The 18,244-nt window shown below is 59.1% G+C and carries 17 protein-coding genes; 9 read left to right on the forward strand and 8 right to left on the reverse strand.

Features of this window, described 5'->3' with window-relative positions; translation table 11 throughout:
- Positions 1-285: 285 nt before the first annotated feature.
- A complete protein-coding gene (locus C7G41_RS34870) occupies positions 286-1,386 on the forward strand; it encodes a hypothetical protein (protein WP_106946776.1) in 1,101 nt (366 codons plus the stop codon).
- A gap of 24 nt (positions 1,387-1,410) precedes the next feature.
- On the opposite strand, the gene C7G41_RS34875 is transcribed toward C7G41_RS34870, so the two are convergent.
- The 3 genes from C7G41_RS34875 to C7G41_RS34885 are packed head-to-tail and all read right to left on the reverse strand — an operon-like array spanning position 1,411 to position 3,706.
- On the reverse strand, positions 1,411-2,172 hold the full coding sequence (locus C7G41_RS34875; RefSeq protein ID WP_106946777.1) for a TfuA-like protein: 762 nt from the start codon (positions 2,170-2,172) through the stop codon (positions 1,411-1,413).
- On the reverse strand, positions 2,169-3,422 hold the full coding sequence (locus C7G41_RS34880; RefSeq protein WP_306768085.1) for a YcaO-like family protein: 1,254 nt from the start codon (positions 3,420-3,422) through the stop codon (positions 2,169-2,171). Before C7G41_RS34880 ends, C7G41_RS34875 begins: the two co-directional genes overlap by 4 nt.
- Before the next feature lie 50 nt (positions 3,423-3,472).
- Positions 3,473-3,706, reverse strand: coding sequence for a hypothetical protein (locus tag C7G41_RS34885; protein WP_106946779.1), 234 nt, complete (start codon positions 3,704-3,706; stop codon positions 3,473-3,475).
- A 437-nt stretch (positions 3,707-4,143) separates the two neighbouring features.
- Here C7G41_RS34885 and C7G41_RS34890 point away from each other — a divergent pair, with 437 nt between their 5' ends.
- Complete coding sequence (locus tag C7G41_RS34890) at positions 4,144-5,670, forward strand: ABC transporter substrate-binding protein (RefSeq protein ID WP_158268075.1); 1,527 nt, start codon at positions 4,144-4,146, stop codon at positions 5,668-5,670.
- A 30-nt stretch (positions 5,671-5,700) separates the two neighbouring features.
- On the opposite strand, the gene C7G41_RS34895 is transcribed toward C7G41_RS34890, so the two are convergent.
- From C7G41_RS34895 to C7G41_RS34910, 4 genes are read right to left on the reverse strand one after another with little or no spacing between them, the layout of a single operon-like run.
- Complete coding sequence (locus C7G41_RS34895; RefSeq protein ID WP_106946781.1) at positions 5,701-6,657, reverse strand: ABC transporter ATP-binding protein; 957 nt, start codon at positions 6,655-6,657, stop codon at positions 5,701-5,703.
- Positions 6,654-7,631 (reverse strand): ABC transporter ATP-binding protein, encoded by a 978-nt coding sequence (locus tag C7G41_RS34900; RefSeq protein WP_106946782.1) that lies wholly within the window; start codon positions 7,629-7,631, stop codon positions 6,654-6,656. The genes C7G41_RS34895 and C7G41_RS34900 overlap by 4 nt, the downstream gene beginning before the upstream one ends.
- Positions 7,631-8,518 carry an ABC transporter permease gene (locus C7G41_RS34905; RefSeq protein ID WP_106946783.1) on the reverse strand — a complete coding sequence of 296 codons (888 nt, stop codon included), beginning with the start codon at positions 8,516-8,518 and terminating at the stop codon, positions 7,631-7,633. The genes C7G41_RS34900 and C7G41_RS34905 overlap by 1 nt, the downstream gene beginning before the upstream one ends.
- Complete coding sequence (locus C7G41_RS34910; RefSeq protein ID WP_106946789.1) at positions 8,515-9,429, reverse strand: ABC transporter permease; 915 nt, start codon at positions 9,427-9,429, stop codon at positions 8,515-8,517. Before C7G41_RS34910 ends, C7G41_RS34905 begins: the two co-directional genes overlap by 4 nt.
- 695 nt (positions 9,430-10,124) lie before the next feature.
- Here C7G41_RS34910 and C7G41_RS34915 point away from each other — a divergent pair.
- A complete protein-coding gene (locus tag C7G41_RS34915; RefSeq protein ID WP_106946790.1) occupies positions 10,125-10,394 on the forward strand; it encodes a hypothetical protein in 270 nt (89 codons plus the stop codon).
- A 780-nt stretch (positions 10,395-11,174) separates the two neighbouring features.
- Here C7G41_RS34915 and C7G41_RS37525 read toward each other — a convergent pair.
- Positions 11,175-11,342: a hypothetical protein gene (locus C7G41_RS37525; RefSeq protein WP_155809755.1), complete on the reverse strand. Its 168-nt coding sequence runs from the start codon at positions 11,340-11,342 to the stop codon at positions 11,175-11,177.
- A 788-nt stretch (positions 11,343-12,130) separates the two neighbouring features.
- Between C7G41_RS37525 and C7G41_RS34925 the strand changes: the two genes are divergently transcribed.
- From C7G41_RS34925 to C7G41_RS34945, 6 genes are all read left to right on the forward strand, one after another.
- Positions 12,131-12,400, forward strand: a complete 270-nt coding sequence (locus C7G41_RS34925) for a phasin family protein (protein ID WP_106946785.1) — start codon at positions 12,131-12,133, stop codon at positions 12,398-12,400.
- Between the two features lie 418 nt (positions 12,401-12,818).
- Positions 12,819-12,977 (forward strand): hypothetical protein, encoded by a 159-nt coding sequence (locus C7G41_RS38060; RefSeq protein ID WP_199198773.1) that lies wholly within the window; start codon positions 12,819-12,821, stop codon positions 12,975-12,977.
- A 27-nt stretch (positions 12,978-13,004) separates the two neighbouring features.
- A complete protein-coding gene (locus C7G41_RS34930; protein ID WP_158268076.1) occupies positions 13,005-13,439 on the forward strand; it encodes a nuclear transport factor 2 family protein in 435 nt (144 codons plus the stop codon).
- Positions 13,440-14,233: 794 nt separating this feature from the next.
- Positions 14,234-15,787 carry an SUMF1/EgtB/PvdO family nonheme iron enzyme gene (locus C7G41_RS34935; RefSeq protein ID WP_106946787.1) on the forward strand — a complete coding sequence of 518 codons (1,554 nt, stop codon included), beginning with the start codon at positions 14,234-14,236 and terminating at the stop codon, positions 15,785-15,787.
- Between the two features lie 15 nt (positions 15,788-15,802).
- Entirely contained in the window at positions 15,803-16,246 is a 444-nt protein-coding gene (locus C7G41_RS34940) for a DUF4399 domain-containing protein (protein WP_106946791.1), read from the forward strand.
- A 703-nt stretch (positions 16,247-16,949) separates the two neighbouring features.
- The coding region (locus tag C7G41_RS34945) for a hypothetical protein (protein ID WP_199198774.1) at positions 16,950-18,244 on the forward strand (1,295 nt) is incomplete at its 3' end.

The raw sequence follows: 18,244 nt of genomic DNA on the forward strand, positions 1-18,244 counted from the left end.
ACGATCCGACGTCCAAGTTGGCAGATGAATTCGAGGCATTATTGTCATCATAAAATCATGACATAGACAATCAGGGCCGGATCGACCCGGCTGCCGACGCCACGGTTGCGAGGACGAGCGCCGGGTGTCCGTGGAAATTGCACTTGTATTTCCAGCAGTGGTGCCTGTTGAATGGGTGTCCCGAGCAACGCGATTTGGCCACCGTGGTCATGACCGTCGCTCGAACAAATTCGAAGGCGGACCGGCCATTTCGGCGGGTCAACTTGGGGATTGGAGGCGTAAGCGATGAAGTCGAGCGCGTTGTTTCCGTTTATTCTCCTGATCGCGGCTGGTTGTACGGTGCAGGCCGCAGAGGTGTCCTACCAGAATGACCCAACCCAACCGCCGGTCAGTCATTTCCGGGGCACATGCGAGATCGATTCCGATGGGACCAAGTTCGCAGCGAGAGCCTGCTACACGACGTATTATCCCGGCGATCAAGGCTTTGGGAACGAGTACAGCCCCCCGGTCTGCATGAAAAAGCCGCTCAGGAAACGCGAAAAGGAAGTCCTGGCGAAGATATACAGCCGGGCCCCGGACTACCTGCAGGCAAAGCTGTGTCGGCTGACGCAGTTGTTTGTAACTCAATCCAAATGGTGGGGCCCCGTTGGGTGGGGCTTTTGGGAGGGGCCGGATCGGCCCCCGGGGACTGGCGTCTACCTCGCGATCGCCTCTCGCGAGTTGAGAAGCAAAAAATCGATTGCGGAGCTTGAGAACGAAACCGTCAACCAGCTTCTTGGAATTCGGGATGCTGGCGGGGGCCGCAGAGCGCCTGTGACGCGGTTGCAAGGTGAGGACGCCGATCCGGTTCTAACCATCCTGTCGGAGGTTGCGCACGAAATGGGGCACGTTTTGCTAGCCGATGCCAATGCGGATGGTGAAGACGCTGCTCATCCGCGACGAAGGGTCAGCGGTCCTCCCCGGAGCGCGTGCTTCGAGGATGCGTTCCTGGGGACTTCGTGGAATGCGGAGATATTCCACAAGAATATGCGACGATGGGCCGACTTTGGCTTCCAGAACAACAACGTACAAAAAAATCCGGACAGTGCATTCAACGTCGAGGGCGTCAGAGCCGCCGTTCGGACACGCAACTTCGGCGTTGCAAGCGATGCGATCAGAAATGTCTATCGGAACAATGAGTTCGTAAGCTTACAGGCGAAAGTTGCCCCTGAGGAAGACCTCGCGGAGATGTACAGGTACAAGGTGTTGGTGGATGCAAGTCCAAGGGGGCCGGTCCTTCGTTTGGACGGTAAATCCATCGATGTGCAAAGCTGGCTCAAATCCGACATTCTCGCCAAGAAGGTGCAGTGCTTGCGCGATCTCGGATTCCTGACGGCCCAGCCTTGACCGGATACGGGGGACCCAACCAACTCAGGAGGTGGAGTCCTGAGTGCGACCGCTTGTACGCTCGATCAGACGGCGGGCTTCCTCCCAAGCGAACGTCTTGGCAAGCTGGTAGGACACCTTAAGCGGAACCACGCCGCCGTCGAGATGACCGGTCATAGCGCGAAGCATCGCTTGCGCGTCCATGCGCTTCTGATCGACTTGACCGCATGGAAGCCAAGCCGCGAAGCGATCGAGCGCACAGGGCGCGAGGCCGCGTCCAGCCGCGGTCTTCAGGATGACGTCGTACGTCCTGTCCTTGTAGAACAGTGCCTTGGCGATCCCAATCAGCGCGGATGCGACGTCCAGTTGCACGATCCCCGACTTCAGCGCACTGTTCACTGTGGCGCGAACGTTCACCATGGCCTCAGTGAGCATAAGGTATTCGACCTCCGCGGGCCCGTGAAGAACCGCGATTTCTTCGTCATCGGTTAATTCCCCGGTGCGAAATCGTCGATACACGTCTCCGATTCCAATCATCCCGAACTCGGCCAGTTCGGCGGCCCGCAGCGCACCGATGCTACCGGCGCCGTAAACGTGGATTCCCTGCGACATCGCCCAGAGAATCTCCTTGTGCCAGACGGTCGGCACCGTTTCGAAATAGCCATCTACCACGCCGATCAGCTCTGGTCGCCGCAGAGCGCTCAGATACAGATCGCCGCGCAGCACTGGTGGCCGCCATTCGATTCCAGGGATGGTGGGGCGCTCACCTGGCGGCAGTGACGGACCCGCGAAGATGATGGCACTCATGCACTGCCACCGCGGGCGCGACGCGCCCGAACACCTGGAACATAGCGGGGGTGGGTGCAATCCCACTCGAGGCCAGGGATTACCAACCTGACGACGGGGATTCCAAGATCCGGACGCGTGAGATCGACGACGATCGCCCGTTCAATGCCAATTGCACGTAATCGCGTCAGTTCCCATCGCAGATCGGCCGCCACATCGTCGGAGTAGAAGTCGGGAGTGTCAGCAAAAGATCGGGCCTCCGCCGCCTGCGAGGCAGCATCGAGCAGGGCTGCGCCAAGCTTGTCCTTGGCCGATTCGGTGTAGTCTAGGAGATCGTCCCTGATTCCGGCGATATACGTCAGCCGGGTTTGCGCGGCCTCGGTCATGGCCCGAGCCAACGCGATGGCGCGATTGGGATGGCAGCCCGCTCCGCGAAATCGTCTCAATCCACCCGAGGGATCGCCGATCGTTGCCGGAATGTCGCAAATGAATGTGGCAATGCCAATGTCGGATGTGACATCCCAAAGCCGCGGCGCCATTCGCGCTTGTTCGTACAGGTCGAGCAGGCTGCGGCAGTCCTCGTCAGTGATTGAGGCGATGTCGACGCGGCAGTTGGAGCGGACGCGCATGTCCTGCGCATGCCACAGGGCAACGGCGTCTCGTTCGACCAACTCGCAAATGGCCGCGCTGATCGCTTCGGAAAGATGGTTGCCGGACGCCAATCCATTGGTGCCGGACAGAAAGTGCTCGCCGCTGTGGGAGCTCGGGAGTGTGTAGTCGGTATGCACGACCTCCCAGGGCACCCAACAGGGCTCACGGCAAAGCAAATCATATCCCTCGATCCAGGCGATCTCGGTTCGATCAGAAAGCGCAATGCCGGTTCCAGCAAGCGATAGGGGAGACGTTACGCGATTCTCAGTTGAGAGCCGCTGAAAAGTCGAGAGCCGCGTGCGTTCCGTAAGTTCTTCGCCATGAAACAGCTCGATGGCTTCCATCATGGCAGAGGCGAATGCCTGAGCGAGTACAAGACCCTTGCCCTGCGATACCGACACTGAGCGCGAGTTCGGACGAACGGCGACCGTGACCGGAATTCCGATTCGATCCAATCCCGTCACATTGCCCAGACGAGTCACTCCGATCTGCCGCGCCATCGCCTTGGCACGCGCCAAGGTTGCTTCTGGCGCGACTGTCCGATGGGTGCCACGTATGAAAGACTTGAGAACCGGGCCATGGAGTCTGTTGGCAAGGCTGGCAACGTCCGGCCGGTGCACGGGCAATGACGATCCCTAGTGAAGAGAAGCGTGAAGCGGCAACAACTGCATCATTTGCCGGTTCCCTTGTTCGCTGCTCGCGAGTCCCTGGGCTTCTCGCCTTTGGCGCCCCCACCCCCGCTCGCGACGATCATCGCGTCGACCGGGATGGACACGGAGCGCCGGTCAGCGCCCTCATCCCGCAAAAGCATCTTTAAATACGCCGCCTCGGGCGTATCGCTCAACTCCAATTGCTCGAACGGCCGGCCATCCTGTGAGATGTATAATTTTTCCCCGTGGATCATGACCCGGACTTCGCCGGGCTGTGAGGCCGATTGGCTCGAAGGCCTGGGAGCAGAGCCGGGGGGGCCAAGCTGCGGCCTGTCTGCCCGGGCGTCGCCAGCAAGCGCTCCAAAGCCCAGCAGGAGCGCTCCCCAACCGGGTAAGTGAGACCAGAACTTTCTTAGCGTTGCGCGCGACATGTGACCTCCTCACACAGGCAGGACATGAATGTTCAATAAAACACAGCACGGCATCACGGTGTCAAGCGTCTGTGCGGACCATCGATATGCAGAGGGTCACTAAATCGGCGCTCGCCGAAAGGATAATACACCACTTCGAACTTCGGCCGCCTGGATCGCTCAGCGCCGCAATCTGCACCCAGCCAAAGGATCCTGGGTTGCTTCTGATGCCGCGTTGGTCTTTCCTTCAGGACTGCTTTTCGGAATTGGGAGGCAAGAAAATGAGATTAGGTCTTTGGCTTCGCAACGCCATATTCGTGGCTTGCTTTGCACTCGCGACGGTGACCCCATCGTTTGCACAAAAGTCGGCTGACACGCTGCGCATCACTTGGCGCGACGCGATTCCTGACGTCGATCCCTACTACAATTCCCAGCGCACCGGCATGGTCGTCGCATTCCAGGCATTCGACTGCCTCGTGTATCGCGATCCGATAAGCATGGAGATTAAGCCGGCGCTAGCGATTTCTTGGCAGCAGGTGGATCTGACCACCATCGACTTCTCTTTGCGCCAAGGCGTCACGTTCCAGAACGGAGATCCATTTTCCGCCGATGATGTGGTGTACACCATTAACACAATCATTCGCGACAAGCGGGTGGCGATTCCCGCCTACTACTCATCGTTCGCTGCGGCCGAGAAGCTCGATGACTTTCGAGTACGCATCAAGCTGACCGGCGTGTCCCCCGCCTTGATGGAATACCTCGCGATGGTGACGCCGATCTGGCCAAAGGCCTATCGCGAGAAGCTCGGTTCCGATGGCTTCTCTCGCGCCCCCATCGGCACTGGCCCTTATAAGATCACCAAAGTGGACGGCACCACCCAGATCGAGATGGAGCGATATGAGGGTCACTACGCTGGCAGCCCTAAAGGACGACCCGCGATCCGCTACATCAAAATTCACCAGGTGCCTGACGCCACGACCGAGATGACGGAGCTGCTAGGTGGCAAGGCCGATTGGATCTGGGGCTATAATGCCGATCAATTCACCAACCTCGCGAAAGTGCCCAATCTTGAAGCGATGCGGTTCGGCACCATGCGGGTCCATTTCATGACTATCGACGCGGCTGGCCGAACGGGTGCAGACAATCCGCTGACCAAGGTGAAAGTGCGACAGGCGATACTCACCGCAATCGACCGCCAGACCATGGCCAAACAACTGATTCAGGGCGACTCGCAGGTGATCGATACACCATGTTATCCTAGCCAGTTCGGTTGCGACGTATCGGCAGCCGTCAAATATCCTTATGATCCGGAAAAGGCGAAGCAGCTTCTTGCTGAAGCCGGCTACCCCAATGGCTTCGAAACCGAGATCATTTCCTACAATACGCCGCAGATAAACGCCGCTCTGCAGAACTACCTCAAAGCTGTCGGCATCAACCTGCGCATCCAGCAACTACAGATCGGCGCCGTGATTAGAAAGGCGGAGGCCGGCGAGGCGCCGCTGTATTGTGGCAGTTGGGGCAGCAACTCCATCAATGACGTCTCCGCATTCATACCTTACTTCCTTGGCGGAGGCTTGGACGACTACGCGCGCGACCCCGATGTGCAGGAGCTCGTCAAAGCGGCAGGAAACACTCTGGATCCCGACGTGCGCCGTCAAGCCTATAGTCAGGCTATCCGGCTCGCTACGGAACGGGCTGAGTTCGTACCGCTGTTCAGCGCCGTCCGCTACGTCGCTTTTTCAAAGCAGTTGACCTTCCAGGGTTTCCCGGACGATCTACCACGCTTCTATCTCTCGAGCTGGAAGTAAGCCTCCAGAGCGTCTCTCGATTGCGATCGACTAGGTGCTAGCCGCCAAAAGACATTCGACGAGACGACCATCCTTGCGGATGTTGTCCGGGACAAGGGTGCGGCATTCCGAAAGCGCCTTCGGGCAGCGGGGGTGGAAGCGGCAGCCCAAAGGGATGTCGGTGGGATCAGGGTAGGCGTCGCCAAGACCCACGTCGGGGATGCCTAGCGCCGGCTCCGGAGTCAGTACAGAAGCAAGCAGGGCTTGCGTATATGGGTGCATAGGTCGCCGGAACAAATCCTGCGTCGGCGCGTGCTCGACAAACCGCCCGAGGTACATCACTGCCACTTCCGTCGCAATATGTTCGACCACCGCCAAATTATGACTGATAAACAGATAGGTCAGCCCGAGCTCGCGCCGCAAGTCCGAGAGCAGGTTTAGGATTTGCGCCTGCACTGACACGTCCAGCGCGCTGGTCGGCTCATCGCAAACCACGATGCGCGGATGCAGCACCAGCGCACGGGCGATAGCAACGCGCTGCCGCTGGCCACCGGAGAGTTGGCCAGGGAATCTGTCGGCCATCTCGGTGGAGATTCCAACCCGCGCCAACATCTCCATAATCCTATCGGTTTGCTGCCGCTTCGTGAGGTCGCCTTGCGATGCCAGTGGCAGGCCGACGATATCGCGCACGCGCTGGCGCGGGTTGAGCGATGCAAATGGGTCCTGAAAAACCGGCTGGATCAAGCGGGCGCGTTCGCGTCGGTCCATGTGCGCAAGGCTGCGGCCATCCACCAGAGCCTCGCCCGAGCTAGGCGGCAACAGCCCCAAAATCAGTCGGGCGAGCGTTGACTTGCCGCAGCCGGATTCACCTACGATGCCGAGGACATTCCCTGCGGCCAGAGAGAAAGTCACTCCATCCACGGCGTGCACCGCGCTACGCACGCGCCCAGCAGCGCTACGTTGCTGGAACTCGCGGTACACATTCCGCACCTCGATGGCGTGCGTCATGGTGAAGCGTCCAGCTTCCAGTCAGGCGGCAGCCGGCAGCGATAGAAGTGGTCCTCGCCTGCATCATGCAAGTGCACGGGCTCAGCGCATTCGCGCGCGGCCATCGGGCAGCGCTCCCGGAAGCCGCAACCAAGGAAACCGCGCCCGATGTGAGGGACGCCCCCCGGAATGCTGCCCAAGGGCTCCCCTGGCTTGGTCATGCCGGGCACCGGAATGCAATTCAGCAGACCCCGCGTGTAGGGATGCGTTGGCGCTTTGATGATCTGTTCCACTGGCCCGCTCTCGACCACTTCGCCTGCATACATTACGGAGACATGCTCCGCCATTCGTGCCACGATGCCGAAATCATGTGTGATCAGCAGCAGGGCTAAGCCCATTTCCTGCTGCAGCTTCCTGAGGAGGCGCAGGACTTGTGATTGGACTGTCACATCCAGAGCCGTAGTAGGCTCGTCGGCGATCAGAACTTCCGGATCGCACATCAGCGCCGTAGCGATCATCATGCGTTGGCGCAGACCACCGGAGAGCTGGTGCGGATATTGGGCGAGGCGCATGCCCGGCGCGGTGATCCCGACGCGGGCCAGCAACTCGGCTGCTCTGTCCAGAGCCTGCCGCCGGGAGGCCCGTCGATGGCGTTCCAACACCTCTGCCATTTGCGAACCGATCGTGTAGGCCGGGTTCAGGCTTGTCATCGGCTCTTGGAAGATCATCGCGATCTTGTCCCCGCGCAGCCAAGCCATCTGTCGCTCCGACATAGCCAGCAGATCATGCTCGTGAAAGCGGATGTGGTCGGCGCTGCGGACGGCGCTCCGCGGCAACAGGTTCATCACCGACAGCGCCGAAATGGACTTGCCGCAGCCAGATTCGCCAACCAGGCAATGTGTTTCGCCCCCGCGGAGCGTGAGTGAGACGCCACGAACTGCTTCCATTCGGGGGAACGACACCCGCAGATTGGCGATGCTGAGTACGGGCGCCATCACCAGCCCCTATGCCGTAAGTCGGTGCGCAGCATGTCGCGCAGCCCGTCACCCAGTAGATTGATCCCGAGCACCAGTATGAAAAGCGCAACGCCCGGTGTTACAATCACCCACGGACTGAAGAACATGTACTCCTTCGCCTCAGCAATCATTAGTCCCCAACTCGGCAGGGGTTGCGGAACACCGAGTCCGAGGAACGACAACGCTGCTTCGAGCAGGATCGCGAGGGCCATCTCCAGCGTTGCCACCACCACCAGATGGCTGGCGATATTGGGTAGCACCTCCCGGACGAGAACATGCGCGCGCGAGGCGCCGGCCGCCTGAGCGGCGGCGATGTAGTCGAGATTTCGCACCTGCATCGTCGTGGTGCGCGCCACGACCGCGAACCGTTCCCACAGCAGCAACCCGAGTGTGAGGATCACCACAGTCAGGGAGCTGCCGACCAACGCCACCACGGTGAGCGCCACCAGGATCAGGGGGATCGAAAGGCGGCAGGTGATCAGGAACATCACGAGGGCATCGACCCGACCGCCATAGAACCCACCGACGATACCAATCGTGACGCCAATGAGGCCCGACGTGATCACGGTCAGCACGCCGATCAGAAGGGAGATGCGCGTGCCGTAGATTAGGCGCGACAGGTAATCGCGTCCAATCTGGTCGGTGCCCAGTAGATGCGCAGCATGGCTGCTCTCCATCCACACCGGAGGAACGAGACGCAAGTTCAAATCTTGTGCGAACGGATCGTATGGGGTCAAATAGGGCGCGAATATCGCCACCACGAATGCAGTGACCACGATCGAGGCACCGAGCAGCGTCGCGAGCCGGCCGAATGCAGGCAGTCGGCGGCGCCTCCACAGGGGCTGCGTGTCGTCAGCCGTTTTCATATTCGTAGCCTTGGGTCGAGCAGCGCGTTCATCATGTCCGCCAGCAGTGCCAGCGCGATGTAGATGACGGCCAGGAACAGCACCACGGCCTGAACCACGGGAAAGTCGTTCTTGGTGATTGATTCCCAAGCAAGATAGCCGACGCCTGGGACCGCAAATACGGATTCCGTCACAACGGAGCCTCCAAGCATGAAGCCGAGTTGCACGGCCGTGATCGAAACAACGGGCATGGCGGCGTTGCGCAAAGCATGCTTGAGAACGATCGTCGTCGTGCTCAGACCCTTGGCACGCGCGGTGCGAATGTAATCCGCGCAGAGTGCCTCGATCATACCCGATCGAGTTAAACGCATCAGCGCTGGGATGGCCGAGAAGGCCAGCACGAATCCCGGCATGATGTAGCCCTTCCAAGTGTCGATACCCGATATTGGCAGCCACTGCAGATTCAAACCGAACAGGACGATGAGGAGCAGTCCGAGCCAGAAGCCCGGCACTGCCTGCCCTAGGAGCGCAATTAGCATGATACCCCGGTCGATCGCCGACCCCTCGCGCATCGCAGCGATAATGCCGAGTGGCAGGGCTATGAGCATAGCGATGATCAGGCCGGTCAAGCCAAGAGCCAGGGTCACAGGAAGCCGCTCGCGTATCAGCCCTGAGACTGGGACGTGGAATAGGTAAGAGCGGCCGAGATCGCCTTCGGCGACATGGCCGGCCCAATCGAAAAACTGCACCACGAGCGGCCGGTCGAGTCCGTAATTTTTCGTGATGATAGCAATATCCGCAGCGGTGGCGTTTGGACCTGCGATCGAGGCCGCGAGATCGCCGGAGAGATGCGTCAGCATGAAGCTGATGACCAGTACGGTCAGGCAAACCAGCGCGGACAACCACAATCTGCGGAAGATGAACGACAGCATGGTCGACAAGTAGAACACCAGATGCACAAGGGCAAGTTTGAGGTGTAGGCCGACCTCCAGTCCTTTTGAGGCTACCGGCAGCCGCGGCAGAGCAGAGACTGCGTTGAGGTACGAACTGGCTGGAGCTCTGCCGCAGCACCCGTTCGCTCGGAGATTCGACTTTCATCGTGCGATCGAAGTCGACGTTCATACGTCCCGGGAGACATTCTTCCGCAAGCACTAACGGCAGGACTTTGCTGAGAGCCGTTCGTCGTACGTCCCCGCAGCGTGGCGCTTGGCTTCGGCGGGGTCGAGGTGCCAAGTATCTGGTTGCTGTACCCAATATCCACTCAGCTTCGCCCGGTGAGGACATTTCAGTCGCGCGGCTGCACCAGCACTTACGATGCCGCTTTGATGGCGGCCCGCGCACTCGCCGATACGCGAAATAGTCCGTCATTATCCGCCCGGCAGCCCCGCGGAATCGTTGGCTGACGGGCACGTGATCTACAGCATCCAGTGCTTGAACGGCCCCTGACATAGCAGGGTCGGCGTGCGACTCGACGTACTCCCCCAGGATCAGCCGTGGTCGCGCGTCGGTTTGCGCCTGGTCTGCTCAAGATGCGGCGCGGCAGGATCTGTGCATATCGTCCCGAAGGGGCATGACAGTAGCGGGCAAGTCAGGCCAAGCATAGGCGCTTGAGGTTTTGATTCCAGCGGTGAAGCACGTCACTGAACGCCCTTTTGCCAATCCAGAGGCTGCAGCCCGCCAGCTCGTTCAGCGGGCTTCGGGCATTGGGGCAGTACAGGACGGCAGAATCCATATCGAGAAGATCAACTACCCCTTCCTCTACACGCTCAAGGGAAGCGGCGCGGAGTTCGGCGCTGGCATCAAGTCTGCAGTCGAGCGCGGCTGGTTCGATCTGCACGAAAGCGGCACCTATGTGCGGCTGCTGACGCCGGGCAAGGAGTTGCTGGCGAAGGCATGACGTGGTCCGCTTTCGACGAGTCGATCGTGCTGCCAAACCGCGGCAAGTTAGTGATGCTGCTTGACGCCGACGAGTACATCAGTGCTTTGCCGAAGAGGAGCATCAGGCGCCGGAGTGGCAAGCCGCGATGGACCGTTGATTTTGGTCGCGGAATGGAAGCCGACCATGTTTGCCCGCATCAGTATCATGCGGGCGTTGAACGGGCACTAGAACCACACTGAGGCCGACGCAAGCTGAACAGGATCAATGATCACGGCTGCCCCTGAGGGTCACCAACCTATCGCATGCTGCACATCGCGAAGCACCGTAGCTGTGCTTCGTGTATAGCGGCCATCGTTCCAGCGATGATCCGCTGCATATGCCGCAATCGCAGCAAAGATGATTGCAAATCCGATCTTGCCCATTATCCAACTGCGCTCGCCCGCGCTCAAAATGAACTTCGGGATCAAATTGCTACGCAAGACTGTCGTCTAACGAAAATTTCGATGTGCGCGGAAGTGTATTTCACACGGAAAAGCCGCAGCGTGGTTCCAGCCCCACTGCGGCATTCCCGGTCAACTTGAAATTGGTTGGTATTTAAATCGCGCCGGTGTTCTCACAGTAGAACACCCCGTTCCGAAAATGGACTCCGGACAACTACCGGATTCCGCTTTTGTACGCATTGTCGATATAGGGCTAACGTGGCATCGCATGGCTTCCAGCCCCCAATGCTCCCGGCAGCCGATCCAATTGCGGATTAGAGCGCCGGGAGTGCTAGGCCGGCCAGCGTGACCGGAGCCCTTAACCCCGCAGTTGAAGGCCGAAGTTTTCCGCCACACGCTTCACTGATGAAATGTATCTATCCAACGCACTCGCAATCTGTACCGCGCCGGCGCCTTCGCGCGACAGGGCGAGCAAGAGTTGCACCTCTGCATCGGTCCATTCTTTGGGTTTGTCGTTTCTCTTCATCCACGCGATGCTTGATGGATTATCAGACTGTTTCAGATAGGAAGAAAGCCCGCCAGGTGCGTTAGCTAGCGGGCTTCCGGCTGCAGCGAGTTCACCATTGCGACCGGCGAATATGAACGCAACTAGGTATACAGTTTGTTAGCGGCGGCTGCGTAGCTTGTTGTTTGGGACGGGGCCGTGGGACATACGCGGTCTTGTGCTCGGGTGAGAGCCCGCCAGCTAGCCAGCCTCGGCGGCGCTCTCCCTCAGCATGGATGGTTCAGATTAATCACTAATGCGGTTTGTGATTTAGATCATATTTCCCTTGCCCGACGGCCCGATATGATCGGTTTACCGGGGCTGGCTTCATATTTCACTTAGATCTTTTCCACCCGGATTTTTGACCGCGCGGGGCCGCAGCAGGATCTCCCTGCTGTGGCCTTCGCTCGCCGGGGCGCCGATGGAATCCCCAAAGATCGACCGCGACACGCTTCGCCTGATCAAAGCGTTCAAAGAGATCAAGAGTCGCGGCACGCGCCGCGCAATTCTCCTGCTTCTTGAGCAGCTAGCCCACAAGGACGGCGGAGCCTCAAACGCCGACCGGAAGGGCCATTAGGCCGTTGAAAGGCAGCCTGTAACTCGAAGCCGTCCATCTTCAAATGTGACTCCGTAAAACTACAGTCTACAAACTGTCATTGCTGCGACGCACCAATTCTGCTTGCTTTTTAGGCACCCCCACCTTCATAAGACACCGTGATCAATTGGATCGGAGATCTCCTCCGGGACTGATCGACCAAGGACCATTTAACATGACCGATTTTTCCAACATTCAGCAGCATCTTACCGCTATTACAACCGCCCAGACCGATTTCGCGAAATCGTCGTTCGAGGCCAGCAAGGCCTATTTCGAGAAGCTTGCAGCCGTGAAGTCCCCCGACAAGTTCAACGAATTGACGACCGAATACGCCAAGTCTGCACAAGAGACGTTCTTCGCTGAAGCGACCAAGTTCGGCGAGCTTTACAGGACTTTTGCGCAGGAAGCCTTCAAGCCGATCACCTCAAGCTTTCTGCCCAAGTGACGGCATAGCTCGGGCACTCCGACGCATTGAAGAAGCAGCGATAAGCTGCATCAGGCCCCGGCGGCCACGACAGTGCTTGGATTACTAACGCAAGTAAGGATTTCCGCCGTAGCATTTCGATTGTGACACGCTTTGTCCGCGAATCTGCGCGCTGCAAGATGCGCGAAGGCCGTCAGCTCGAAACCATATGGCAGGTCCCACGAAGCGATCCTGAAACAGAACGGCACTAGCCTTCATCGGGTGGATAGGGGACCTCACGTCATGTGGACGATCATCAACGCACTCTATGAAGAGTACTGCCAGGCTCGCCTCGACGAGATGCTGCGGATCGATGCTGTGAAATAGGCGCTGACTTCCGCGCCGTGATGGGCTGAGCGCGAGTTTGGCTCAGCCGCGATAGAACAAATTGGAGGGCAACATGGCGGCATTGGCTACCCGTATTTTTCCCAAGGCGTCGGTCGAGACGATTGCTGACTTGGAGACGTTCTTGTCGATATCGCTATTCTGTTTTGGCGGCTTGCTCGTGTCTGTGAGCATTATTGTTGCCGACAAGTACATGCCGGGCGAGTGGTTCTGACCGCACGTTCTGATGAAGGCGAACTCGATGGTGCGTACGATAGTACTTGCCGCATTCTTATTGACGTCGGCCTGCTATGGTGCTGCCGCTCAGCAGGCTACCGACGATCAATATGCCGATCTGCAGAAAGATTTTGCCGCGGCATACAATCGCAAAGACGTCGATGGGATGGCTGCAACGTTCACCGACGACGCCATTAGAGTGACGCCAAGCGGTATGTTCGTAGGCCGAGAAGCGATTCGCCGTAACCTGCAGGATGTCGTCAACTTGGACCTGCACGACTACTCGGTCGAGCGCAACGTGGCGCGGTCTTTCGGCAACTTCGTGTTCAATGCTGGCGAGTGGCAGGCCAAGCTCGGCGACCAACCTCTACACGGCTACTATACCGCAATCGTGGTCCGAGACGGTAGCGTGGCGAAGATCATGGAAGAGACCGTGACCATTGCTGCTCCTGGGCAGTGATGAAGCCTTATCATGAGGCGGAGATCGGCGTGCTGCGCTGGTTGGCATTGTTCTTCTAGCTGTGCAAACTTGCGGCTCAGTTCACGCCGAACGCCGGATCGCGCTCCTGATAGGCAACTCCGCCATAAGAGCGTTCCTCCGCTCGCGAACCCGGTGAACGACGGCACTTTTGTCGGATGCCGCAGTCATCCCACCGCGGCGGCGGGGGTCTCACAATTGCGCCTGGTGGGGTTGGCATGAGCACGCAGATGATGCTCGGGCGCCAATGGTCCTGGTCCCTAGCAGCGATTTGTCGTCATCGTCACGATGAACACTGGTCCCGTCTCACTGACGACGCGAAGTGTTCAACTTTCACCGGTCGCAGCCCATGCTCAACGTCACGGGCAAGCCGAAGGGCCGCTCTCAGGCAGCCTCGTCGTCTTGAGGACTTCGCCCGTATGGTTAGTATGGGGGCGACTTCCTTCAAAGTGAAACTAGTACCTGCGCATTCCATGCAATGCCGAAAGGTATCGGAATGTTCTAGGACCGGCTGCTAGCAGCCCTATCGTCTCTTCGCCGCTGACATGCCCTCACGCCGCCCTATGGTCGCGGCGCCCAATACGTACGCTCGACAGTCATCGGCGGCGAGACCGCGTCCGAGGACCGGCAGGTAATATAGGATGGCATTTCGATCGGCAACGCGATACAGACGAGTGCTTCGATATTGTCTGCGCTCATCGATGTGATATTTTTTGGAGTTCGATCCTTTTGGGGATCGTATGCTGCGTCGCGTTCGGCAGTTTTGTGGGTCCGCTATGGGCGAAATTCGCAACTTCCGGTCCGGGAACAACGGTGACCCCCCTTCACACAGCGTGGGGCCTCGCCGTCTGGCTGCGATCATTGTCGGTGACATCGCTTCCTACAGCCGCCTCATGCAGGCTGACGAAGAGGGCACGCACGTCCGCGTCAAGCGGATCGAGCGGGATCTCATCCAGCCCAGCATCGTCGAGCACCATGGGAGTCTGGTGAAGACGACGGGCGATGGCTTCATCGCAATTTTCGACAGTCCGGTCGAGGCCGTCCGCTGCAGCATCGTCATCCAGCAGAATCTCATCGGCCGCAACGCCTCGCTTCCGAAGGACACCCGGATCGAGTATCGGATTGGCGTCAATCTGGGTGACGTCATCGTGGAGCCGGACGATGTCTACGGCGACGGCGTCAACATCGCAACGCGCATCGAGGGCATTGCCGAGCCAGGCCAGGTCTTTATCTCCGGCGCGATCTACGAGCAGATCAAGCACAAGGTCGTGTGCGGTTACGAGTCGCTCGGGGACCGCAAAGTCAAGAACATCACCGATCCCGTGCGCGTCTATAAAGTGCTGCCGGATGCAGACGCGGTCGGCAGGACGCGGGGGCGGCGCGAGAATGCTCTGATCTTTCTCTTGGGTATCACGCTGTCGGTGATGGCCGCCGGCGTGCTGTGGTATCTTCTGGCTCAGGCGCCGGGCAGGGTAGGCGAGCAGGCCACCGGGCCCACCGCTTCTCCTGCCGCTTCTCCTGCCGCATTACCGAGCCCGCAGCCTCCGCCGCGCGAAGCGGCGTCGCAGACGCCCCAGCCTTCTCCCTCCGCGGCTTCGTCATCTCCGTCGCCCGCTCCCGCGCCAAGTCAATCCGCGGTTCAATCTGCAACTGCCGTCCGCGAGCCTGAGATGGTCGCCATTCGCGGCGGTAGCTTTGCGATGGGAAGCAATGACGACCCGACCGAGCGTCCTGTCCATCAGGTGACGGTCAAGCCGTTCTCGATCGGCAAATATCCGGTGACCGTGCAGGAATGGAACGAGTGCGCCGCTGCAAAGGCGTGCGGCTTCACGGCCGTCGGCAAGGATGATGCACCGGTCAGCAATGTGAGCTGGACCGACGCGCAGCAATATGCGGCTTACCTCGCTCAGGCGACGAAGAAGGCTTATCGGCTTCCGAGCGAAGCCGAATGGGAATATGCCGCGCGGGGCGGAACGCAAACCAAATATTGGTGGGGCGACAAGCTGCAGCCGGGCATGGCCGGCTGCAAGGATTGCGGTGATCTCGCGGCCGAGCAGCCGGCGAAAGTCGGCAGCTTCAGGTCGAATCCATTCGGGCTGCACGACATGGGCGGCGGTGTCGATCAGTGGGTCGAGGACTGCTGGCACAAGACCTATCAGGGCGCGCCCGCCGACGGCTCGGCATGGAGCAGCGGGGACTGCGGCGCTCATGTCCTGCGCTCGGGCTCCTGGAAGAACGATTCACGATATGTGCGGCCATCCAACCGCGATGGCTACGACACCAACGTTCGTTATCCCACGCACGGCTTCCGCGTGGCGCTCAGCCCTTAAGTGGAGGAGTTGGTGATGCAGATCCTTCGTTGCGTCGCGCTGGCGGCGGCGCTCGCTTTGCTCCCGGGGGCAGCCTTCTCGCAAGGCAAGGCAGCCCCCAAGGACGCAAAGCTGTATTTCATCACCCCGCATGACGGACAGAAGGTCCGCGGCGGATTCTGGATCCGGTTCGGCTTGCGCAACATGGGAGTGACCCATGCCGGCGACGAGTATCAGAACGCCGGTCACCATCATCTGCTGATCGACGTCAACGACCCCATCGATCCCAAGGAGCCGATCCTGCAGGACAAGTCGCATCTGCATTTCGGGGCGGGACAAACCGAAACGCTGCTCGAACTTCCGCCCGGGACGCACACGCTTCAGCTCGTGCTAGGCGATGCCAAGCATTATCCGTTCGAGCCGCCCATTGTTTCGGAGAAGATCACGATACGGGTCAGGCAGCCCGTGACGGCGAAGTAAATCGCAAGCAGGGTCTAAGGTGTCATTCCACCATTGCCGTCACTGGCCGCCGCTGCTGCGATGCGTATATTTTTAAGGAGATCAGCTTCGAGCGACAGGACTGGCAATGAACCTGCACCCTTGGTGCTTTTCGGCCTGGCAGTCACCCCGATCATTGCGATTTGACGTGGTTCGCTTTGAGAGCTTTGAACCTTTTTCGCGATGCGAGCGTCTTATAATTGAAGCTTCCCTAAGCTTCACCCCCACCAGAAAGCCCCGCTTCCCCCGGCGGGGTTTTCGCTTTTGCGCGCTGCATCAACGCACCAAGCTTGGTTCGTTCTACGGCTTACTAGCCGCACCAACACCACTCCTGTTCTTGAAACGTCTTACCCAAATAACGGTCTGTCGCATACGTCATTGTCATCGGCGGTGTACTCATCGTGAAAAGAGCGCTCTTGGGCAAGCGTCGCAGAAGCTGATCGACCTGGAGCTTCCACGCTTTCCAGCGGACTTATCGATTTAGATCCGAGACGCTCGCTGAAACCAGGTTTGGGCCGCCACTAATGACAATCGGCCAAGCGCCAATCTCTAGGTGCAAACCAACTCGTATATTCATTTGCCGATGTGAGCGAGTTCACACGCGCTCCGCGCGTCCGGGCGTATTCAACTTTAGGGGACAAGGGATAGATGAAACGACCACGTCGACAGCACCGTCGGAGGTATCATGCTTCACTATTCATCCGAGACAGCAGAGCTTCTCAGAGAACACTATCACCCGCACTCGACCACAAAACCGGAGCACGTCAGGGTCACTCCGTCACCGGTTTTGGACAAACATGCCTATGCTAGGGCGTTGGCCGAAGGCTTGCGAGCCTCTACGAAGTTTGGACGCGTGGATGTGCTTGGACCGCGAGCGCTCCGGGAGCCCGTCAGCGGCGTCTATTCGTTGGCGCAATGGCAATCGGGATTCAAGCTCCAGAATGACCGCGGTACATGCTGGGCTTTTGCGGGTGCCGCGGCTTTGGAGGCGGCATATCGACGCAAGTATGGTCTGCTCATCGATGTATCCGAAGAATACATCTTTCATATGGGCAAAGCGTTTGCTTTGAATCGAGACAGCGCGGGGGCGGCAGCGCGTCCGGTAGAGAACAATTCCTCGCTGACCGGTTTCCAAGGCAGTGGAGATATTGCGGAGAAAATTTCGGAGAATGCCTCGCCTCCAGAGGATGCGGCTCCATACTTACAAAATCAGCAGACGTTGTTGGACATCTTACCCGTGTTGGGATTTGCAGGCGTGGAAGCAGTGGCGAGCCAAGAGGACTACGACGCCGTTGAATTTTGTGAACAACACATTCCGCTCCTGGCGCGGGTGAACGCTCGCTACAGAGCGGCGGGTTGGGGGTCTCTTGGCAACAACCCGAGCATCATCGCGCTGGAGAATACCATCCTCGCGGACCGCGAAGTAATCTGCGATGTCTTCCACAAGACCCCGAACATCGGAGGTCACGTGCTTTTGCTGATCGGCTTCGATCGCAATCGACAGGTGTTCTTCGCTAAGAACCACTGGGGCGAAGGCAAATTCATCGAGATCGCCTACAACAACGATCCGAACTGGCAGATTAATTCGGGCTGGTACATCACGGACGTCGTCGATCCAACGTTTGTGCAGAGCGAGGCTTGTTGGCTTGGCAACTGGCATGCAAACGTGGGGAACTCCTCGTTTCGGCTTATCCTGCGGAGGTCTGAGGATTTTGCCAATCCGGGGACGCCGACGAAGCTTGGGACGGCGTACTTGAGCGATGGGCCTCACGACGTGAACGGACTATTTCTAAACGGGGGCGCTCATCTGCGTATGTTTATTGCGCCGACAACCGCCCCAGTTTCCATTGGAACACTGAGCGGCTGGCAGATCGACGCCGACCTAAACTTTTCCGACATCTACAACGCGGCTGGGCAGGCCGGACAAGAGTCTGCCGCACTCTCCCGCTTCAACACACGCTTCGCAGCTCTGTTCGACAA

It is taken from the genome of Bradyrhizobium sp. MOS002 (assembly GCF_003020115.1).
Classification (GTDB): domain Bacteria; phylum Pseudomonadota; class Alphaproteobacteria; order Rhizobiales; family Xanthobacteraceae; genus Bradyrhizobium.

What these genes read in the sequence shown, in the direction of transcription:
- C7G41_RS34870 (WP_106946776.1), top strand. Translation starts at nt 286, where the DNA reads ATGAAGTCGAGCGCGTTGTTTCCGTTTATTCTCCTGATCGCGGCTGGT.
- C7G41_RS34875 (WP_106946777.1), bottom strand. Translation starts at nt 2,172, where the DNA reads ATGAGTGCCATCATCTTCGCGGGTCCGTCACTGCCGCCAGGTGAGCGC.
- C7G41_RS34885 (WP_106946779.1), bottom strand. Translation starts at nt 3,706, where the DNA reads ATGATCCACGGGGAAAAATTATACATCTCACAGGATGGCCGGCCGTTC.
- C7G41_RS34890 (WP_158268075.1), top strand. Translation starts at nt 4,144, where the DNA reads ATGAGATTAGGTCTTTGGCTTCGCAACGCCATATTCGTGGCTTGCTTT.
- C7G41_RS34895 (WP_106946781.1), bottom strand. Translation starts at nt 6,657, where the DNA reads ATGACGCACGCCATCGAGGTGCGGAATGTGTACCGCGAGTTCCAGCAA.
- C7G41_RS34900 (WP_106946782.1), bottom strand. Translation starts at nt 7,631, where the DNA reads ATGGCGCCCGTACTCAGCATCGCCAATCTGCGGGTGTCGTTCCCCCGA.
- C7G41_RS34905 (WP_106946783.1), bottom strand. Translation starts at nt 8,518, where the DNA reads ATGAAAACGGCTGACGACACGCAGCCCCTGTGGAGGCGCCGCCGACTG.
- C7G41_RS34910 (WP_106946789.1), bottom strand. Translation starts at nt 9,429, where the DNA reads ATGCTGTCGTTCATCTTCCGCAGATTGTGGTTGTCCGCGCTGGTTTGC.
- C7G41_RS37525 (WP_155809755.1), bottom strand. Translation starts at nt 11,342, where the DNA reads ATGAAGAGAAACGACAAACCCAAAGAATGGACCGATGCAGAGGTGCAA.
- C7G41_RS34925 (WP_106946785.1), top strand. Translation starts at nt 12,131, where the DNA reads ATGACCGATTTTTCCAACATTCAGCAGCATCTTACCGCTATTACAACC.
- C7G41_RS38060 (WP_199198773.1), top strand. Translation starts at nt 12,819, where the DNA reads ATGGCGGCATTGGCTACCCGTATTTTTCCCAAGGCGTCGGTCGAGACG.
- C7G41_RS34930 (WP_158268076.1), top strand. Translation starts at nt 13,005, where the DNA reads ATGGTGCGTACGATAGTACTTGCCGCATTCTTATTGACGTCGGCCTGC.
- C7G41_RS34935 (WP_106946787.1), top strand. Translation starts at nt 14,234, where the DNA reads ATGGGCGAAATTCGCAACTTCCGGTCCGGGAACAACGGTGACCCCCCT.
- C7G41_RS34940 (WP_106946791.1), top strand. Translation starts at nt 15,803, where the DNA reads ATGCAGATCCTTCGTTGCGTCGCGCTGGCGGCGGCGCTCGCTTTGCTC.